At 68.3% G+C, this 15,913-nt stretch carries 18 protein-coding genes; 5 read left to right on the top strand and 13 right to left on the bottom strand.

What is annotated here, in order from left to right; translation table 11 throughout:
* Positions 1-15 precede the first annotated feature (15 nt).
* The 3 genes from LR394_RS01445 (at position 16) to LR394_RS01455 (ending at position 1,266) form a co-directional block, all read left to right on the top strand.
* On the top strand, positions 16-618 hold the full coding sequence (locus LR394_RS01445; protein ID WP_231438472.1) for a toxin glutamine deamidase domain-containing protein: 603 nt from the start codon (positions 16-18) through the stop codon (positions 616-618).
* Positions 615-866, top strand: coding sequence for a hypothetical protein (locus tag LR394_RS01450; RefSeq protein ID WP_231438473.1), 252 nt, complete (start codon positions 615-617; stop codon positions 864-866). The genes LR394_RS01445 and LR394_RS01450 overlap by 4 nt, the downstream gene beginning before the upstream one ends.
* Positions 867-1,005: 139 nt before the next feature.
* Positions 1,006-1,266 (top strand): hypothetical protein, encoded by a 261-nt coding sequence (locus LR394_RS01455; RefSeq protein WP_231438474.1) that lies wholly within the window; start codon positions 1,006-1,008, stop codon positions 1,264-1,266.
* Positions 1,267-1,282: 16 nt separating this feature from the next.
* Here the strand turns inward: LR394_RS01455 and LR394_RS01460 are convergent, their stop codons facing one another.
* Genes LR394_RS01460 through LR394_RS01470 form a run of 3 tightly spaced genes read right to left on the bottom strand, consistent with a single transcriptional unit; the run spans position 1,283 to position 4,492 of the window.
* Positions 1,283-2,809, bottom strand: coding sequence for a plasmid pRiA4b ORF-3 family protein (locus LR394_RS01460; RefSeq protein WP_231438475.1), 1,527 nt, complete (start codon positions 2,807-2,809; stop codon positions 1,283-1,285).
* 53 nt (positions 2,810-2,862) lie between these two features.
* Complete coding sequence (locus LR394_RS01465) at positions 2,863-3,618, bottom strand: histidine phosphatase family protein (protein ID WP_231438476.1); 756 nt, start codon at positions 3,616-3,618, stop codon at positions 2,863-2,865.
* 52 nt (positions 3,619-3,670) lie between these two features.
* Positions 3,671-4,492, bottom strand: a complete 822-nt coding sequence (locus LR394_RS01470; protein WP_231438477.1) for an alpha/beta fold hydrolase — start codon at positions 4,490-4,492, stop codon at positions 3,671-3,673.
* Positions 4,493-4,576: 84 nt separating this feature from the next.
* On the opposite strand from LR394_RS01470, the gene LR394_RS01475 reads away from it, so the two are divergent.
* On the top strand, positions 4,577-5,059 hold the full coding sequence (locus LR394_RS01475; RefSeq protein ID WP_231438478.1) for a MarR family winged helix-turn-helix transcriptional regulator: 483 nt from the start codon (positions 4,577-4,579) through the stop codon (positions 5,057-5,059).
* Here the strand turns inward: LR394_RS01475 and LR394_RS01480 are convergent.
* The 7 genes from LR394_RS01480 to LR394_RS01510 form a co-directional block, all read right to left on the bottom strand.
* The gene (locus LR394_RS01480; protein WP_231438479.1) at positions 5,028-6,368 is read right to left on the bottom strand and encodes a plasmid pRiA4b ORF-3 family protein; all 1,341 of its coding nucleotides are present in this window, start codon (positions 6,366-6,368) and stop codon (positions 5,028-5,030) included. The genes LR394_RS01475 and LR394_RS01480 overlap by 32 nt on opposite strands.
* 40 nt (positions 6,369-6,408) lie before the next feature.
* On the bottom strand, positions 6,409-6,933 hold the full coding sequence (locus LR394_RS01485; protein ID WP_231438480.1) for a hypothetical protein: 525 nt from the start codon (positions 6,931-6,933) through the stop codon (positions 6,409-6,411).
* Positions 6,934-7,052: 119 nt separating this feature from the next.
* Positions 7,053-7,727, bottom strand: coding sequence for a fasciclin domain-containing protein (locus tag LR394_RS01490; protein ID WP_269328467.1), 675 nt, complete (start codon positions 7,725-7,727; stop codon positions 7,053-7,055).
* 92 nt (positions 7,728-7,819) lie between these two features.
* Positions 7,820-9,349 carry a molybdopterin-dependent oxidoreductase gene (locus tag LR394_RS01495; RefSeq protein ID WP_231438481.1) on the bottom strand — a complete coding sequence of 510 codons (1,530 nt, stop codon included), beginning with the start codon at positions 9,347-9,349 and terminating at the stop codon, positions 7,820-7,822.
* A gap of 100 nt (positions 9,350-9,449) precedes the next feature.
* The gene (locus LR394_RS42615) at positions 9,450-10,112 is read right to left on the bottom strand and encodes a response regulator transcription factor (RefSeq protein ID WP_231438482.1); all 663 of its coding nucleotides are present in this window, start codon (positions 10,110-10,112) and stop codon (positions 9,450-9,452) included.
* Positions 10,082-11,173: a sensor histidine kinase gene (locus LR394_RS42620; RefSeq protein WP_407936968.1), complete on the bottom strand. Its 1,092-nt coding sequence runs from the start codon at positions 11,171-11,173 to the stop codon at positions 10,082-10,084. The genes LR394_RS42615 and LR394_RS42620 overlap by 31 nt, the downstream gene beginning before the upstream one ends.
* Before the next feature lie 43 nt (positions 11,174-11,216).
* Positions 11,217-11,723, bottom strand: a complete 507-nt coding sequence (locus tag LR394_RS01510; RefSeq protein WP_231438484.1) for a hypothetical protein — start codon at positions 11,721-11,723, stop codon at positions 11,217-11,219.
* A gap of 129 nt (positions 11,724-11,852) precedes the next feature.
* On the opposite strand from LR394_RS01510, the gene LR394_RS01515 reads away from it, so the two are divergent.
* Positions 11,853-12,518, top strand: coding sequence for a dihydrofolate reductase family protein (locus LR394_RS01515; RefSeq protein ID WP_231438485.1), 666 nt, complete (start codon positions 11,853-11,855; stop codon positions 12,516-12,518).
* On the opposite strand, the gene LR394_RS01520 is transcribed toward LR394_RS01515, so the two are convergent.
* The 3 genes from LR394_RS01520 to LR394_RS01530 form a co-directional block, all read right to left on the bottom strand.
* Entirely contained in the window at positions 12,505-13,371 is an 867-nt protein-coding gene (locus LR394_RS01520; protein WP_231438486.1) for a diacylglycerol/lipid kinase family protein, read from the bottom strand. The two genes, LR394_RS01515 and LR394_RS01520, sit on opposite strands and share 14 nt — an antisense overlap.
* Positions 13,372-13,436: 65 nt before the next feature.
* Positions 13,437-14,732, bottom strand: coding sequence for a vWA domain-containing protein (locus LR394_RS01525; RefSeq protein ID WP_231438487.1), 1,296 nt, complete (start codon positions 14,730-14,732; stop codon positions 13,437-13,439).
* Positions 14,729-15,913: an AAA family ATPase gene (locus LR394_RS01530; RefSeq protein ID WP_231438488.1), complete on the bottom strand. Its 1,185-nt coding sequence runs from the start codon at positions 15,911-15,913 to the stop codon at positions 14,729-14,731. Before LR394_RS01530 ends, LR394_RS01525 begins: the two co-directional genes overlap by 4 nt.

Raw genomic sequence — 15,913 nt, forward strand, 5'->3', positions numbered from 1 at the left:
GCTGAGCTGGCCGGTGTGCCGCGCGCGCAGGTCCAGCCGTACCGGTACGTGGCCCATCCCGAAGACACCGCCGAGCTGCAGGAACTGGTGGACCAGGCAGGCCGGGACAATCCGTCGGCCTGGATCGCCCGGGTGAATCCCCGCCGCCACCAGGACGCGATCTTCGAGAACAACTGCGGCGACTGCGCCCGCGCGTTCGCCACCACCGTCCAGACCGACCGGGCCGTGGCCGCCGCGGGCGACGTCCTGGTCGGCGAGTACGACGAGATCTGGGCCTGGACCGGAGCCCGGCCCGAGAACTCCCTGCGGGCGGAGAAATCCGAGAATCTGAACGACTTCCAGATCCGGGCCTACGACCACATCGCCAAGCAGCTCGCCGACTGCCCGGCCGGTACCGTCGCGATCATCGGCATCGACTTCGAGAGCTTCAAGGCCGGCGGAAAGACGTTCGGCCGGACCGGCCACTGGTTCAACGCCCACGTCGCCCAGGACGGCCTCCGGTTCGCCGACGCCCAGCTCGGCGTGTACGGGAACTGGCCGCCACCGGCCCGGATGCGCATCGTCGGGATCGAGTCCGTGTTCCGGCTACCCGGCGAATCCCGTTGGAGGACCGCATGACCGAGGAAGAAGTACGTTCGCACCTGAACCACTGGGCCGCCGAGAAGGGCAGTCGCCAGCGCTTCGACGACCTCAGCCTCGACTTCGGCCGGATCCGCGACGACCTGTGGGTGATCACCCCGGCCAAGCGGGCCAACATCATCTACGTCGCCACCGCCGAGGACGTGCGGGTCGTGCACCCCTCGCAGGAGTCGATCGTGGAGGTGCTGCGCCAGCTGGGCGCGGACGCCTCGGGCGAATACGACTGAGCACCGGCTTTGTCTTTCTCCGGATCCGGTGCCTTCACCAAAGGTCATAGTTTGCACACGAACGGTGGTCAACAATTGCCGGTTTCGATATGGTTCACCCCTTATCGGACAACGTTGCAAACGACAGGGGCGCCCCCGGATGTCCAAGATCGACGAACTCGCGGAACTCATCAGCGGCGTGACCAGCAAGATCGACGAGGCGACGAACGAGAGCGGCAGCGCCGCCCAGCAGGCCGAGGAAGTCGGCAGCACCGCCGCGGCGCTGGGGGCGGAGAACGTGGTCCAGGGCCTGGCCGAGGTGAAGACCCAGCTCGACGCGCTGACCGACCTGCTCAAGGGCGCGGCCGAACGAGCGGACGAGATCAAGGCGCTGGCCCTGAGCGTGGCCGAGAACGGCTAGGGCCTAGCGCCTCAACTCACCTCTGCAGCAACTGCATTCGCTGGTCGATTGCCTCGGTGTCCAGCAGTGCGGCGTCGATCGGGCCGGAGTGTTCCCGGCGCTGAGCGTGCTCGGGGTGGTCGGGGTTCTCCAGGATCTCCAGCAGGTTCGCGTAACCCTTGATGTCGCCGCTGTCTTCGGGCGGAGCGGCCCGCCGGCCGCCGGTGCACCGCGGATAGGACGCGTCCTCGCTCGGCGTCAGCGCCTCTTCGACGGCGACTTGGTGCTCCCAGGCGTCGTAGCGGTAGACCAGCTTGTCGCCCTTGGTGCTGAGCAGTTGAACCAGGGGGCTGAGCAGGTCGTCCACCAGTTCCTTGTTCTGCTCGAACGCGGGCGAGTGTGAACCGGTCCAGCCGAAGGCTGCCTGGATGGCGGCGTGGAGCTCGCTCAGCGTGCTCTGGTCGGCAACCTCGAGGCGACGCCAGATCGGGGGCTTGCTCCCGGTCAGCGTGACCTTGAGCTTGAGGATTGCCGAGGGCTGCTCAGGCCCGTCCGGCAGCTTCTCTGACTCTTCCTGCAGCTCCTCCGGCCCGTCCCGCAGCACTGCGTCGGCGTAGAGAGTGATGTCGCCGGCGCCCAGCTGCCGGGCCCGCAGATGCACCAGCCCAAGGTCGGCGTAGATGCTGAGCGCGTCGTCCGGAGTTGCCGGGCAGGGCTTGCGGGTCAGGGCCTCGGCCAGTTCGTTCAAAGCCTTGGCCGGGTCGGCGTCTTCGAAGAACGCGTCGGGTTCGGCCCGCATCGATCCGGCCTGCTGCTCGCGCAGGTCCGCAGCACGCTTCCCGGCCACCAGCACGATGTTGCTGATCCCGCCGCCCTGGCTGTGGTCGATCAGCACCGAGAACGCCTGGGGGCGGTGGCCGTGCTCGAGCTGGAAGCCGACGGCGGTCAGTTCGCCGGACTTGGCGCCCCAGCGCCAGGCTCGTTCCACCACCAGCTCGGCCTGTTCGGTGGCCCAGCGCGGCGCAATGATCTGCGCCGCGGCCAGCTCGTCGGCGGCCTGGGCGGCGGTGCGCCGGGCCTGCTCCGGTCCGAGATCCTGAATCAGGCGCAGCAGGCCGAGTTCCGTCGGGCCGGGCCGCGCTGCGCAATAGGCGGTCACCTTGTGCAGGAGCGCGTTCAGGGCGATCGCGTGCTCGATGACGTCGGCGCGCTCCTTCGGCGCCGGGCCCCCGACGGGGCCGTCCTCAGGATTGGGCAGTGCCCCCTCACCGAAGACTTCGAAGAGGGCGCTCAGCGCCTCTTCGGCCGCGGCCCGGTGCCGCACCTCTTTCAGCGTTTTCAGGGTGGTCTGGGCCATCACCCCGATCATCGCCTCGGCGTCGTCGACCGTCAGCAGCTCCAGGTCGTCGTCCAGCCGGTCGACCAGGTCGATCACCGTCGGCCCGGGCGATTCACCTGATACCGAATCGGATTCGTGGAGGGACAGGTCGTCCCGGACCACCTGCAGCGGCGCCGAGGAACGAGTTGCGGTTCGCTTCGGGGCCCGCTTGTGCCGCTTCGCCATGGGTCGAGACTGCCAGGCGGCGGCGCCCGAGGCCAACACCGCAGGGGTGCAAATCAGTTGGTCACGTCGGCCGGGTCCAGGTGCTCGACCCGGTTCACCCACTCGGTCAGGACTTCTCCGTGCTCCAGGCGCAACGACGCATGCGCGGTGTTGTCCAGCCGAAACCGCCTCCACGGCGGTCGTTCCCACTTCAGCGCGGCCGCCATCACGAACTGCGCGAAGAACTGGTGGCAGACCAGCACCACCACATCATCGACCCGGTGCGTGATCAGCAGATCGGACAACAACCGCTGGGCCCGCGGCAGCGCGTCCTCCAGATCGGTCTCGAATCCTCCGGACCACGGCCCGCCGTCGGCCGGGAACAGCCCCGGCGGAGCCAGAACGTTGCCGCCGTACCCCTGCAGTGCCGGTAATGCGGCCCCGTCACACCTGCTTCGGACTCCGGTCCGGGGATCGACCTCCTGAACCCCGCCGACCTCGTAAGCATCCGGCTGCAACAGGATCGGCAGTCCGGACGCCTCTGACAACGCACGCGCGGTGGACACCGCCCGGATCATCGGGCTGGCGTACAGGTAGGTGGGAGCGAACGGCAGCCGACCCTCGGCCAACGCACTGCCGAGCGCCTGTGCCTGCCGCACCCCCAGGTCGGTGAGCTCCGGCTCCGGAACCCGATTCTGGTACCCGACCAGTTCCTCACCGATCCGCGCGCCGCCGGGATCCTCGGCGACCCGGGCCCGGTGCGCGGCCAGTTCGGCCAGGAAGTGGGCGTTGTTGGACGACTGACCGTGCCGGACCAGAACCAGCTGCATGTACTTCAGTCAAGCAGAGCAGCTCGTTCCGGCAAGGCCTATTGCGGTGCGGCTACCGGCCGAAATGCCGAAGCAGAACATCGGCCAGGGCATCGGGGGCCTCCATCGCCACGTAGTGCCCCACCCCCTCCAGCAGAACAGCTTCGATCGGGGACGCAGAAACCTGTTCCATCGTCTTCGCCGTGAAGGCGCCTCCCCCACCGCCGACAGCGAGCACGGGCATGGTCAGCTTGGGCAGAGCCTGAAGTTGCGTGCCCTCCGAGAGCATCGACTGATACAGACCGGCCGCACCCCGCCAGCCGCCGGGCCGGGCATAGCCCCGGGCGAATTCGGCCACATCTTCCGGCGAGATCGCACCCGCGACCGCGGTCATCGCCGGAAAAGCGAAGTCTCCCAGGAATTGCGACTCACGGCCGGCCAGCAGCATCTCGGGAATGCCGGGCGCCGCCATCACCCCGATGTGCCAGGATCCGCCGTGCGTCACGTCTCCCAGCGCCTCGAGCCCGAATCCGGCCAGGCCCATCTCGATCGCGGTGAAGCTCAGCACGTCTTCCGGATGGGCCGAAGCCAGGCGGAAAACCGTTGCCCCGGCGATGTCCTGGCCCACCAGGTGCACCGGCCCGACCTCGAGCCGGGCGATCAGCGCATGCAGGTCCTCGGCCGCGTCCGCACTCGTGAAACCTTCTGGCGCCACGTCCGAATCACCGAAACCGCGCAGATCCACGGCGAACACCCGATGCGCAGCAGCCAGCCGCGGAATGATCCGGTGGAACGCCCACCAGCTCTCCGGAAACCCGTGCACCAGCAGGACCGGCGGGCCGACGGAGCCGGCAGACACGTAGTGCAGCGAACCCTCGTGATGGTGCTCGATCACGACAACCTCCCGAATCGACAACCTGACTGTCGAAAATATAGACAGCTTGGTTGTCGATTGTCTAGCGCTGGCTAGTCTGTGGGTATGTCCCGATCCGGCGCCGACCTGGCCCTGCTTCTTCTCGGCGGCTTCCGCGTCCTGGCCGACTCGGCCACCGCCGAGCTGGCCGAACGTGGTTATCCGGACCACCGGCCGGTGCACGACTTCGCGATGCGGGCCATCGCGGCCGGCGCGGACAACGCCTCGGAGCTCGGCCGCCGGATGTCCGTGACCAAGCAGTCCGCCGCCAAGACCATCGCCACGCTGCAGGAACGCGGCTATGTGGCGATCGGTCCCGACCCCGAGGACGCTCGCCGCAAACGTCTACAGGTAACTGACCTGGGCCAGCAGGTGCTGAGCACCGGCGAAGCGATCTTCGACGACCTGCGCGCCCAGTGGGCGCAGCAGATCGGCGAGACGAACCTGCGGGCCCTGGAGACCCACTTGCAGACGCTGGTGGGCACCGAGCCGATGCGCTTCGACACCCCGGGTTGGGTCAGTCGTGGAACGACTCCAGCTGACGGTTGATCGCGGCCGCATCCGGAGCCACGCCCTCGGGCGAGGTGTTCTGCCCGTCCAGGTATCGCGGGTACGGAACATCGCCCTGCCCGGGAACGGTCTTCTCGAGCACGATGTCCAGGAGCCGTTCCCCCTCGGCGCCGTACACACAGGTGATACGCGGCTGAGCCGCATCCAGGACGGACGCGATCTGGGTCACCTGCAGCAGTGAGCCCATGATCTCCTGCGGTTGCGGCCCGTACCGGTACGAGAAGGCCTCGGCGTCGTCCCCGGAGAAGGCGGCCTGGATGACCACGTGCAGCGAATCGAGGTCCATCGTGCCCGGCACCTCGACCCGCCGCCAGATCGCCGGTTCGCTGCCGTCGATCGTGACCTTGAGCTGGTAAATGCCCTTTGCCAGCGGGTTTTCGCCGAACTCGAGCATCTCCCACAGCCGGGTGAGCAGCTTGTCGTCGAAGAGCGCGACTTCGGGCTCCTCCAGTTGCACGGCCATCTGCTGGGCCCGGGCGTGCACCAGATAAAGCAAAGTGGAGACGCGTTCGGCTGACTCCTCGTTGAACGGCAGCGGTTCGCCGGCCAGGGCCTCCCGCAGCATCCCCAGGGCCCGGCGATCATCGAGGTCCTCGAACGTCTGGTCCGGTCGTTCGACCAACTGCTCCTGAGCCGCCGCCCGCAGAACGCTGGCCGTCGAGTCCGCGGCCAACAGGACGTCCACGATCGAGCCCTCGAGGTCCCGATCGAACATCACCGTCACCGCGTGTTCCCGATGCCCGTAGGCGAACAGGACCCCGACCGCCTCGCCGTACCCGTCGCCGACCCGCCAGGCCCGCACAACCTTGAGCTCGGTGGCAGCCCAACGGGGCGGCTCGACTCCATCGGCCAGCAGCTGGTCCGCCGCCGCCTGAGCTGCTATCCGGCTGGTGACGGTGCCCTGCTCGGCCAGCAGCATCAGCAGGCCCAAGCCGGTGCTGGAGGGGGCGCGCAGGCACAGATCCACCATCTGCTGCGCCATGATCGACGTGACCGCCATGATGTCGAGCTCGTCCAGCTCGTCGCCGTCCAGCTCGGAGAACACCCGGAACACGCTGGCCAGGGTCAGGTCGGCGTCCATCCGGGTCCGGACCGCGGCCAGGTCCTCCAGCACGCCCTGGGTGATGTCCCGCATCTCGCTGAGCTGCTCCGGCGGCACCTGCAGATGCGCCTCGTCGCTCAGTTGCCGAGGTTCCGGCAGGCTGATCAGCTCGGCCTCGGCCGCCGGGGCGGCGGTGGTGGCGCGAGTGGCGGTGCGGTTCGGGCTGCGGCGTTTTCCCTTGGCCATCGCAGCATCGTGCCAGGTGCCCGCCGCGGCCCGGGAATCGTCAGTCCTCGGCCAGGGCGCTGGAGAGCACCTTGAGGATGTCGTCCAGGTAGTCGTCCCAGTCCTTGGTCGCGCCCGGCTCGCCGCTGTCAGCAGCTTCATCGGCCTGGTCGGCTTCTGCGGCTTCATCGGCCTCGGGCAGGAACGCGGACAACAGCCAGCCGCCGAGCGCGAACCCGGTCACCGCGACGTCGCCCGGGCTCATCACGTCCAGAACGGCCTCTTCACCCAGGGCTGCGCTCATGTACGTCCGGGCCAGCTCAGCGCTGACCTCGGACCACTCTTCCTGAGTCTCGGCGAAGTCCTCGGCCAGGTCGCCGATCTCCTCCTCGCCCGGCAGTTCGCCCTCGTGCAGGTCCTGCAGGATCACGGCGGCCACGTTGATGGCGAGCTGGAAGGCGGCGATGGTGAAGTCGTCACCCCGGTCCAGGATGGCCTCGATCGCGGCGTGGAACTGTTCCGGCTCCTCGTCGACGGACGCCGCGAAGGCATCCCGGACGGCGGGTTCTACGACGTCGATCTCCACGTGCGGTCTCCAGTGCCTCGAGGTTGTCCAGCGCAGCGGCAACCGTAGTACTGCCGACCGGGAACGCACAGCGGGAGGTGTGGAGCCGTGGCCCCACACCTCCCGAGCTGGAAAGCGCCTTACTTGGCGTCGGCCGGCATCAGAACCTGGTCGATCAGGTAGACCGTGGCGTTGGCCGTCTTAACCCCGCCACAGACCACGTTGGCGCCGTTGACCTTCAGGTCGTCGCCCGAGCCGGTGACGTCCACCGTGCCGCCCTCGACCGTGGTCTGCTCACCGGCCACCTGGTCCGGCGAAAGCTCACCGGCCACAACGTGGTACGTGAGAATCTGGGTGAGCAGCTTGTCGTCCTTCTTCAGGGTGTCGATGGTCTTGGCCGGCACCTCGGCGAAGGCGTCGTCGACCGGCGCGAAGACGGTGAACTCGCCGCCGTTCAGCGTGTCGACCAGGTTCACCTTCTTGTTCAGCTCACCGGAAACAGCCATCGTCAACGTCTTCAGCATGGGATTGTTGCTGGCCGCGGTGGCGACCGGGTCGGCAGACATGCCCTCGACCGAGCCGGCGCCGTCCGGGTTCGCCTCGGCGTAGGCGGCGCAGCCCGAGCCGACCAGGCCGGTCATCGCCCCGCCGGAGCTGTCCATCGACTCACCGGCGGTGGACGGGGTGGCGGCCATCGAGGTGTCCATCGGCTCGGACGCGGTGTCGGACTCCGAGTCGCTGCCACAGGCGGCCAGGCCGATGGTGGTGCTCAGAGCAACGCCGGCCACAAGAATCCTGCGGATCGAGGTGTTCATGATGAACCTGCTTCCGTTGTGAGGGTGCTGCTTTCGGACCTTCGCCCGTGGTTCGGTACCGCCTTGGCGGCGGATTGGTCTGCGAGGAAGATTTATTCGACGGTCACCAGAACGGACTGCCAGCCGGAGGATCCGTTCGGGAAGGGCTCGGCCCGGTCCTCGGTCTGGATCTCGCCCGAACTGTCGGCGGCCCGCACCTGCAGGGTGTGTGAGCCCGAGGGGGCGTCCCATTCCCACACCCACTGCCGCCAGAGGTCGTCGTTCACCTCGGCCGACAGTCTGGCCTCCTGCCAGGCGCCGCCGTCGACGCGCACCTGTACCTGTGAAATACCGCGATGCTGAGCCCAGGCCACACCGGCCACGGCAATCCTTCCGGCCTTCACCCGGGACAGCGGGCGCGGCGTGTCGATGCGGGAACTGGTCTTGATCGGGGCCTGCTGATCCCAGCCGCGGCGCACCCAGTACGGGTCGAATGCGTCGAAACGTGAGAGCTCAAGATCGACAAGCCATTTGGTCGCACTAACGTAGCCGTAGAGACCGGCGACGACCATTCGGCAGGGGAATCCGTGCTCCGGCAGCAGCGGTTCACCGTTCATCGCGATCGCCAGCAGGGCCGAACGGCCGTCCAGAACCGCCGAAACGGGGGTGCCGATCGTCATCCCATCGACCGAGGTACCCACCAGCTGATCGGATTTCGCGTCCACCCCCACCTCTCTTAGCAGGGGCGCCAGCTCGACACCCAGCCAACGCGCCGTTCCGACCAGTCCGCCGCCGACCTCGTTGGACACGCAGGTCATGGTGATGTCGTGTTCAACGATCGGCCGGGCCAGCAGATCGTCGAAGGAGAGGGTCAGCTCCTCGCCGACCATCCCGTGGATCCGCAACTTCCATTCGTCCGTGGTCAGTTTCGGCACCGACAAGGCCGTGTCGACCCGGTAGAAGTCCGCCGGCTTGGTGTAGAAGCTGCTCACACCGGGCACATTCAGCTCAGCGCCCTCAGGAAGTGAAGCCGCGGGCAGGGCCGGCCTGGGCAACCGTAGAGCTCTTCGGGACGCGGCCACGTCGGTCCGCAGGTTCTGGATCTGCCGCCCCGCAACCCCGGTGGCCATCGCCGCCAAAGCCAGCAACGACGTCCCCAATACCGCCCTTCGACCGGCCGAATGCCCGACCGCGGTCAGCGAGAGCAACCAGGCCAGCCCCAGCACCGCCACCACCGCGGCGACCAAAGAGGGCACCACATCGATCGGTTCGAACTGGGGACGAGTGGCCGCCGCGAGCGCGGCGATCAGGCCCAAGCAGGCGGCACCGGTGAGACCGATGCGCCGCCAGCGAGTGGCGATGACACCGATGACTGCCGCAAGTAGCGCCACCGTGACGAAAATGCCACTGAGAAGAACAATCTTGTCCTTCTCACCGAACTGCTCAATGGCAAATTCCTTGAGCCACCGGGGTGTACGGTCGATCGCGGCTCCGCCGACCACGATGGCGGGAGCCACCGAACGGCCGATCGCCCCGGCCGCCAGTTCGGCCACACCTAAAGCCAGTGCTGCGGTAACCAAACCGGACAGAGCGCCCCGAACCGGCCTCAGTTCGGCCTTTTCCTGATCGGACTGCTTGGTCATGGCGAACCAGCTCCTTGAATCAGAGCTGGTTCGGTGCCGGCCGCCTCAGGGTTTGGTCCGGCTTCGGCCTCAGGGTTTGTCCGGCTTCGGCTCTACCGGATCAGGCCAGGCCGGCCGACACCGCCCGGCGCACAGCATCGGCGCGGTCGCGGATACCAGCCTTGGCGAAAAGGTTGTTGATGTGGGTCTTCACCGTAGCCTCGCTGATGAACAACTGCCCGGCGATCGCCCGGTTGGACAGGCCCTGACCGATCAGGGTGAACACCTCACGCTCGCGCGGGGTCAGATCGGCCGGGATCTCAGCCCCGGACGGCGCAGCGCTCCGGGCCGAGGCGAGCAGCCGGGCCTGCACGGCCCGGTCGAGGACGGCCTGCCCGGCCGCAGCGGCGCGAATCGCCCGGGCGATGTCCTGACGGCCGGAGTCCTTGGTCAGGTAGCCACACGCTCCGGCGCTCAGCGCGGCCATGATCGATTCGTCGTCGGCGAAGGTGGTCAGCACGACCACGGCGACATCCGGGAATTCTTCGGTGATCCGCCGGGTGGCCTCGATCCCGTCCATCACCGGCATCCGCAGATCCATCAGCACCACATCGGCCGGGCCGGCCGCCAGCGCGGCCAGCACCTGGGCGCCGTCGCCGACCGCGGCCGTGACCTCGATGTCGTCCAGCAGGTCGAGCACCGTGGCCAGGGGCTCACGCACGGCCGCCTGGTCGTCGGCCACCACCACCCGGATCACGCCGGAATCACCGCAGTCACTCGCCACCCACCCATATACGTTCCTTCCACCACGGGACCGGCCTCGATCGTCCCCCCGAGCAGGGCCACCCGTTCGCGCATCCCGATCAGGCCCATCCCGCTTCCCGGACTGACCGACACCGGTGCGTCCACCCGTCCATTGCTGATCCGCAACACCACACCTTCGGCCCGGTGCTCCAACTCGACCTGCACCGTTGCCCCGGGGGCGTGCCGCCCGGCATTGGTCAAGGCTTCCTGAGCGATGCGGAGCAGGTTCTGTACTACTTGGGCCGGTAGCTCGCCGGCGGTCCCGGTGACCGTCAGCGCGTCTCTATGCCCGGACGATTCGAGCATGGACGTAAGGCTCTCAACCAGGGGTAGAGCGTCTTCCCGGAGGGCGTGCACGGTCCACTGAGCCTGCTGCAGGCTCTCCTTGACCAGGCCCTGCGCAGTTGCAGTGGCCTGGCGAATACGGTCAAGGTCGCCGGTGTCAAGGAGAGCGTCGGCCAGTTCCAGTTGCATGTTGATGCCGGCCAGAGAATGCGCCAGCACGTCGTGGACGTCTCGGGCGATCCGGGCCCGCTCGGCCAGCACCGCCGTCTGTGCCTCCGCCTGTGCCGCCCGCTCAACCGCCTGGGCTTCGCGTCGGGCGGCTTCGGCTTCCCGGTGGGCGGCATCGAGGATGGCCTGGGTGGCTTCCCGTGAACTGCGCCGGGACATTCCGATCAGTACCGGCAGCCCCAGCGTCAGGCCGAATTCCCAGGGCAACGTTCCGACGGCCAGAGCCCCGAGCAGCGAGGCCGTGCTCGCCACCGCCACGGCTCGCCGGGTTTCCAGCCGGGCCCCCGCGCTGCCGGCCAGGAAGTAGGTGAACAGGTAGGCCGTGCCCTGATCGCTGACTGCGATCAGCCCGACCGAGCTGAGCACGCCGGCCATCAGCCAGGCGAAGGTCACCGTCGGTCCGAGGGAGAGGTGGCGCCCGGCCAGGAACAGACAGCTCAGCGCGAGCAGTACCGCGGTCCCGGGCTCGATCGGGCGGACCGTGGCGATCCCGGCAATGCAGACACCGACCGTGGCCAGCCACTGCATGCTTTGGCTCCGGCTGAACACGCCGCGACGATAACCCACGGTTTCAGGCCATCTGGAGGGCGGCCGGGGCAAGCATCCGGCTGCGCAGGTAGATCGTGCCCAGCCGGGTGACCACCTCGGTCAGCGCCATCAGGACGAACGCCGCCACCCAGGCCTGCGAACCGGTGATCGAGTGCTCGATGCTGAAGCGGGTGATCGCCTCGGCGCCGCCGTGCTCGGCCCACAGCTGGAACACCATCCGCGAGCCCATCCCCAGCACCCACAGCACGGCCGCCACCGCACCGGCCTTGACCAGCACGTCTTCACCCACCGCCCGCACCCGGGTGTAGAAGCCGCCGGCGATTCCCAGGACGGCGCCCACGGTGACCAGCGCCGCGATCAGGACCAGGTCGTTGCCGCCGGTGGGGATCGAGTCCAGGTAGCTGTGCGCCACCACGGCCACGATGACCAGCGGGAGGACGAAGGTTCGCGGGGTCAGGCGGCCCTCGCGCAGCTGCCGCAGTACCAGGAGCAGGAGGACGATGTCGGTGATCCACTCGGTCGTTGTCATGCCTCAAGACTGCTGTGACCTGCGTGAATGTACCTGCACCCAGGGGTGGAGATCCGGGTGGAGATGAGTTCTGCCCGGCGCCGTCGTCTATCTGGTCAACGGGCTTCACCACGACCGGGGAGAGCAACCATGGGCAAGCTGATCGTCACCGAGTTCATGACGTTGGACGGGGTCGGGCAGGGACCGGGCGGGCCGGAGGAGGACGAGGAAGGCCGTTTCATCCACGGCGGCTGGCAGGCCCCCACGCTCAGCGCCGAGACCGGCGCCGCCATCTTCGAGCAGGCCCGAAGCATGGACGCTCTGCTGCTGGGCCGCCGTACGTACGACATCTTCGCTGATTACTGGCCGAAAGCGCCCGCCGAGATCCCGTTCACTGCGCTGATCAACGGTGTGCCCCGATACGTTGCCAGTAGCACGCTGAGCGGGCCGCTGTCGTGGGCGGGGGCCAGCGTGCTGCCGGGCGATCTGGCCACCGCAGTGTCCGAACTGAAGCAGCGGCACGAGAACATCCACGTGATCGGCAGTCTCAACCTGCTGCAGTCGCTGCTGCAGCTCGGCCTGGTCGATCAGCTACGCCTGTGGCAGCACCCGGTACTGCTCGGCTCGGGCAAGAAGGTGTTCGGCGCGGGCACGGCACCCGCGGCGCTGCGTCTGAGCCATGCGGTCAGCTACGAGAGCGGCGTTGTGCAGTTCACTTACGACGCCCTGGGGGTGCCGCCCAAGTACGGCGACATGGCCAAGGGCGAGGAGGAGAACCGGCGAATGATGGAGTCGCGCCGGCTCATCGGAGAGTAGGCAGCGCGGCCGGGACGATCTCCACCTGCACCAGATCGCCCGCTTCCACGTCCTGCACCTCACCGTCGATCTGGATCGGCGCGGCTTTCAGTGCCCGGAAACGGAATTCGGTGGTGGCCGGCTGCTCACCCAGACCCGTGGTGGCGGCGCGGGCAGCCTTGGTCAGCACCCGCCAGCGGGGCTCGTGCGCGGTCAGCGTCACCTCGAACACGCCGTCCTCCGGATTGCCGTTGGTGCTGAGCTTGAGCACCTTGGCCATCTGCGGGATGTTCGAGAACACCAGGCTGTCGATCGGGATGCGGCGGCCGTCCTCCAGCTCGATCCGCAGCGGCCGGAAGCGGCCGAAAGAGCGGATCACGGTGAAGAGTTCACGGATCGAGCCCTTGCTGCCCTTCTCCAGCTCGACCGCGACCACCGGGGTCAGGCCGATGCCGATGTACGAGTGCGCGTAACGGCTTTCACCCTGGACCGTCAGCTTGAGCAGGTCCAGCGGCCGCACCTCGTCGGCTTCGATCGCCTCGGGCAGCGGGCGCGGGGCGGTGACCCGGTGGTGGTCGTTCGCGTTACCGGCGGCCACCACGGTGGCCACCGCCTCGGGGTTGCCGGCCTGCATGATCCCGTTGACCACTTCGTTGTAGCCGCCGTCCCCGCTCACACCGACAATCAACGGACGCGGCCCGGCCGCGGCTTCGGCGGCCAGCAGCGTTGCGTGCCCGGCGTACTCCGTGGGCTGGAGCTCGACCGGGAGTTCGGGGTATTTCTCGGCCAGCGCCTGCTGCAACTCCTGCGCCGTGCCCTTGGCGTCGCGCGTGCTGTTGGGGTTGAAGATCAGGACGACCCGCTCGAAGCGCATGGAGTGATCATCACGGCTGAGCGGCGCCCGGGCACGTCGGGAGGGGCTCAGGTCTGGTATCGATATCAACTTGTCTTGATCCGCACGGTCCGGGCCCAGGCCGGAGGGGGCTTCGGAAACCAGTTGCCGAATTCGTCCAGTTCCGGTTCCGGCCCCAGCAGACCGATGACGGTGGGCACCCGAGGCGCGGACACCGGCCAGCCGGTGTGCCCGTCGGTCAGCACCACCAGCACGTCTGGAGCCGGCTGAGCGCTCAGGGCCCGGGCCATCCCCCGAGTCAGATTCGTGCCTCCCCCGCCGGCCAGGCGGATCTCCCGGGCCGAGGCAACCCGCTGCACGGTCTGCACGGCGCTGTCGCAACTGTAGACGGTCACCTTTCGCCCGCCCGCAGCCTGGATCACCCCAGCGGTCTCGGCCAGGGCCGCACCCAGTTCGTCGTCGCTGACCGAACCCGACGTGTCGATCACCACCGCCACCTCCGGGCTGGGCTTGGTCAGTGTCGGCAACACCACCCGGTAGTGCAGAGCGGCAGATCGGCGGCTGGGTCTGCGGAAGGAGTGGTCACCCACTCCACCGCTGGAGCTCAGCCCAGCCCGGACCGCCGCGGTGAGCAGGCGTTCCCAGTTCTGCGTCGGTTTGCCCACGTCTTGTGCCCAACGGGTCCAGCTCCCGCTGACCCAGCCCTGAGAGCGCTTGATCCGTTCCGCCGTGCGTATCCGAATCACCTCGGCCTGTGCCGGAGTCAGCGGCCGGCCGCCATCCGGACCGAGGTCCCAGGGCACATCCCCTCCATGCGCCCCGGAACCGCAGTTCACCCACGCCCGGCGCCCCGCGACCGCCGTCGCGGACATACCCCGCAGGTAAGATTCAAACGGACGCCCCACTCGCAACCGAAAATCCCGCGGCTGGAGAGCGCCGTCCGGCAGGCGGATTCCATCACGAAAACTCGCCTCGTCGTCGTTGATCTCGCAGTCCATCGCTGTGTTCATCCGCAGGTTCTCGAGGTCTGGCCGCTCTGGATCGAGCCAGGAACCGCCGGCCGTCCGCCGGGCGTAGATCACCGCCGGATCCGTCGACCCCTGCCCGGCCAGCGACCGCTCCCACAATTGCTGGGCCCGGTCGTGATGGCCCCGGAGCAGATGCCCCACCTCGTGCAGCCAGGTCCCGGCCAGTTCGTTCACGCTGTACATCTGGACGAACGCGGGCGAGACGTAGCAACGCCAGTAGCGATCCACGGCCATGGTGGGTACCTGACGACTGGGGACGATGGTCATCGCCCAGAGGGCACCCGCTAGATAAGGGTGCACCTGGGCCACGAGAAGCCTTGCCGCCAGAAGCTTTCGCTCGTCCAGCTCGATCATGCGGCCGCTTCCTTGACGCAACTCAGCAACCCTGGCAGATCGGCCAGGCCCTTCATCGCGTTCAGCTCCACCGGAGCCGGCCAGTCGCGTTCGCGCAGCGCGGCCAGGTGCACGGCGGCGCCGGCGACCAGGTCGACCGGCCCCGCTTCGGCGATCCGGTTCAGCACCTGCCAGGCGGACAGCCATCTTTCCGGCGTCTTGCGGACCTCGACCACTTCGACCACGGCCTGCAGCAGCGCCTGGACCTGGTCACCGCGTTCTGGGATCTCGAACAGATCCGGCTGCAGCAGAACCTCTTCCGGGTCGGGCAGATCCTCCCGCTCGAGGTAGGCCAGTAGTTCCAGCGCCGCGCCGTCACCGACCGCGCCGCGCAGAGCCACCGCCAGCGCCTCATGGTCGGTGTCGCTGGCGTACGCGAAGGCCAGCAGGCGCAACGCCATCTCCCAGGTCCGCGGCGAAGGCCAGGCACTGCCCTTGCCCACGTCGTCCTTGGGCAGGCGGTGGGTGTAGTCCGGGCGCACGGTCAGGAATCCGGTGACCGCCCGGCGCGCCCGGTTCACCGCCTGCGGAAAGGCATCCGGGTTCAGCTCGGGCGGCCGAACGTGCGGCCAGCACCCGTTCAGGCCCCTCGTCACCACCTTCGGATCGTGCCGCCAGGGCAGGTGCACGAACCGGTTGGCCAGGGGCGCGGCCAGCGACCAGCCGTTGGCCGCGCTCTCCGGCGGGTTGGCGGCAGCCACCACCCGGACGCTGCTCGGCAACGGCAGGCTGCCCACCCTGCGCTCCAGCACCACCCTCAGCAGGGCCGCCTGCACGGCGGGCGTCGCCGAGGAGAGTTCGTCGAGGAAGAGCAGGCCTTCTCGGCTGTGCTTGAGCCGGATGGCCCAGTCCGGCGGGGCCATCGGTACGCCGTTGTTGGCCGGGTCGGCGCCGGGGATCGGCAGACCGTTGAAGTCGGTCGGGTCGTGCACGCTGGCGACCACGGTCTCCAGGCTCAGATCGAGATCCTGGGCCAGGCGTTCCAGAGTGGCGGTCTTGCCGATTCCCGGGGCGCCCCAGAGCAGAACCGGAAGGTCGGCCTGCACGGCCAGCGCCAGGGCACTGAGGTACGGGTCGCGACCGGGTTCGGTGGTGGCGTCCTGGGTCAGGCGGATGAGCTGGGCTGCGATCTGCTGAGTCAT

Origin of the sequence: Kineosporia babensis (assembly GCF_021129305.1) — a bacterium.
GTDB classification, from domain to species: Bacteria; Actinomycetota; Actinomycetes; order Actinomycetales; family Kineosporiaceae; genus Kineosporia; species Kineosporia babensis.

What these genes read in the sequence shown, in the direction of transcription:
- LR394_RS42620 (WP_407936968.1), bottom strand. Translation starts at nt 11,173, where the DNA reads ATGCAGTGGCTGGCCACGGTCGGTGTCTGCATTGCCGGGATCGCCACG.
- LR394_RS01460 (WP_231438475.1), bottom strand. Translation starts at nt 2,809, where the DNA reads ATGGCGAAGCGGCACAAGCGGGCCCCGAAGCGAACCGCAACTCGTTCC.
- LR394_RS01475 (WP_231438478.1), top strand. Translation starts at nt 4,577, where the DNA reads ATGTCCCGATCCGGCGCCGACCTGGCCCTGCTTCTTCTCGGCGGCTTC.
- LR394_RS01450 (WP_231438473.1), top strand. Translation starts at nt 615, where the DNA reads ATGACCGAGGAAGAAGTACGTTCGCACCTGAACCACTGGGCCGCCGAG.
- LR394_RS01455 (WP_231438474.1), top strand. Translation starts at nt 1,006, where the DNA reads ATGTCCAAGATCGACGAACTCGCGGAACTCATCAGCGGCGTGACCAGC.
- LR394_RS01465 (WP_231438476.1), bottom strand. Translation starts at nt 3,618, where the DNA reads ATGCAGCTGGTTCTGGTCCGGCACGGTCAGTCGTCCAACAACGCCCAC.
- LR394_RS01530 (WP_231438488.1), bottom strand. Translation starts at nt 15,913, where the DNA reads ATGACTCAGCAGATCGCAGCCCAGCTCATCCGCCTGACCCAGGACGCC.
- LR394_RS01510 (WP_231438484.1), bottom strand. Translation starts at nt 11,723, where the DNA reads ATGACAACGACCGAGTGGATCACCGACATCGTCCTCCTGCTCCTGGTA.
- LR394_RS01515 (WP_231438485.1), top strand. Translation starts at nt 11,853, where the DNA reads ATGGGCAAGCTGATCGTCACCGAGTTCATGACGTTGGACGGGGTCGGG.
- LR394_RS01525 (WP_231438487.1), bottom strand. Translation starts at nt 14,732, where the DNA reads ATGATCGAGCTGGACGAGCGAAAGCTTCTGGCGGCAAGGCTTCTCGTG.
- LR394_RS01480 (WP_231438479.1), bottom strand. Translation starts at nt 6,368, where the DNA reads ATGGCCAAGGGAAAACGCCGCAGCCCGAACCGCACCGCCACTCGCGCC.
- LR394_RS01495 (WP_231438481.1), bottom strand. Translation starts at nt 9,349, where the DNA reads ATGACCAAGCAGTCCGATCAGGAAAAGGCCGAACTGAGGCCGGTTCGG.
- LR394_RS01490 (WP_269328467.1), bottom strand. Translation starts at nt 7,727, where the DNA reads ATGAACACCTCGATCCGCAGGATTCTTGTGGCCGGCGTTGCTCTGAGC.
- LR394_RS01520 (WP_231438486.1), bottom strand. Translation starts at nt 13,371, where the DNA reads ATGCGCTTCGAGCGGGTCGTCCTGATCTTCAACCCCAACAGCACGCGC.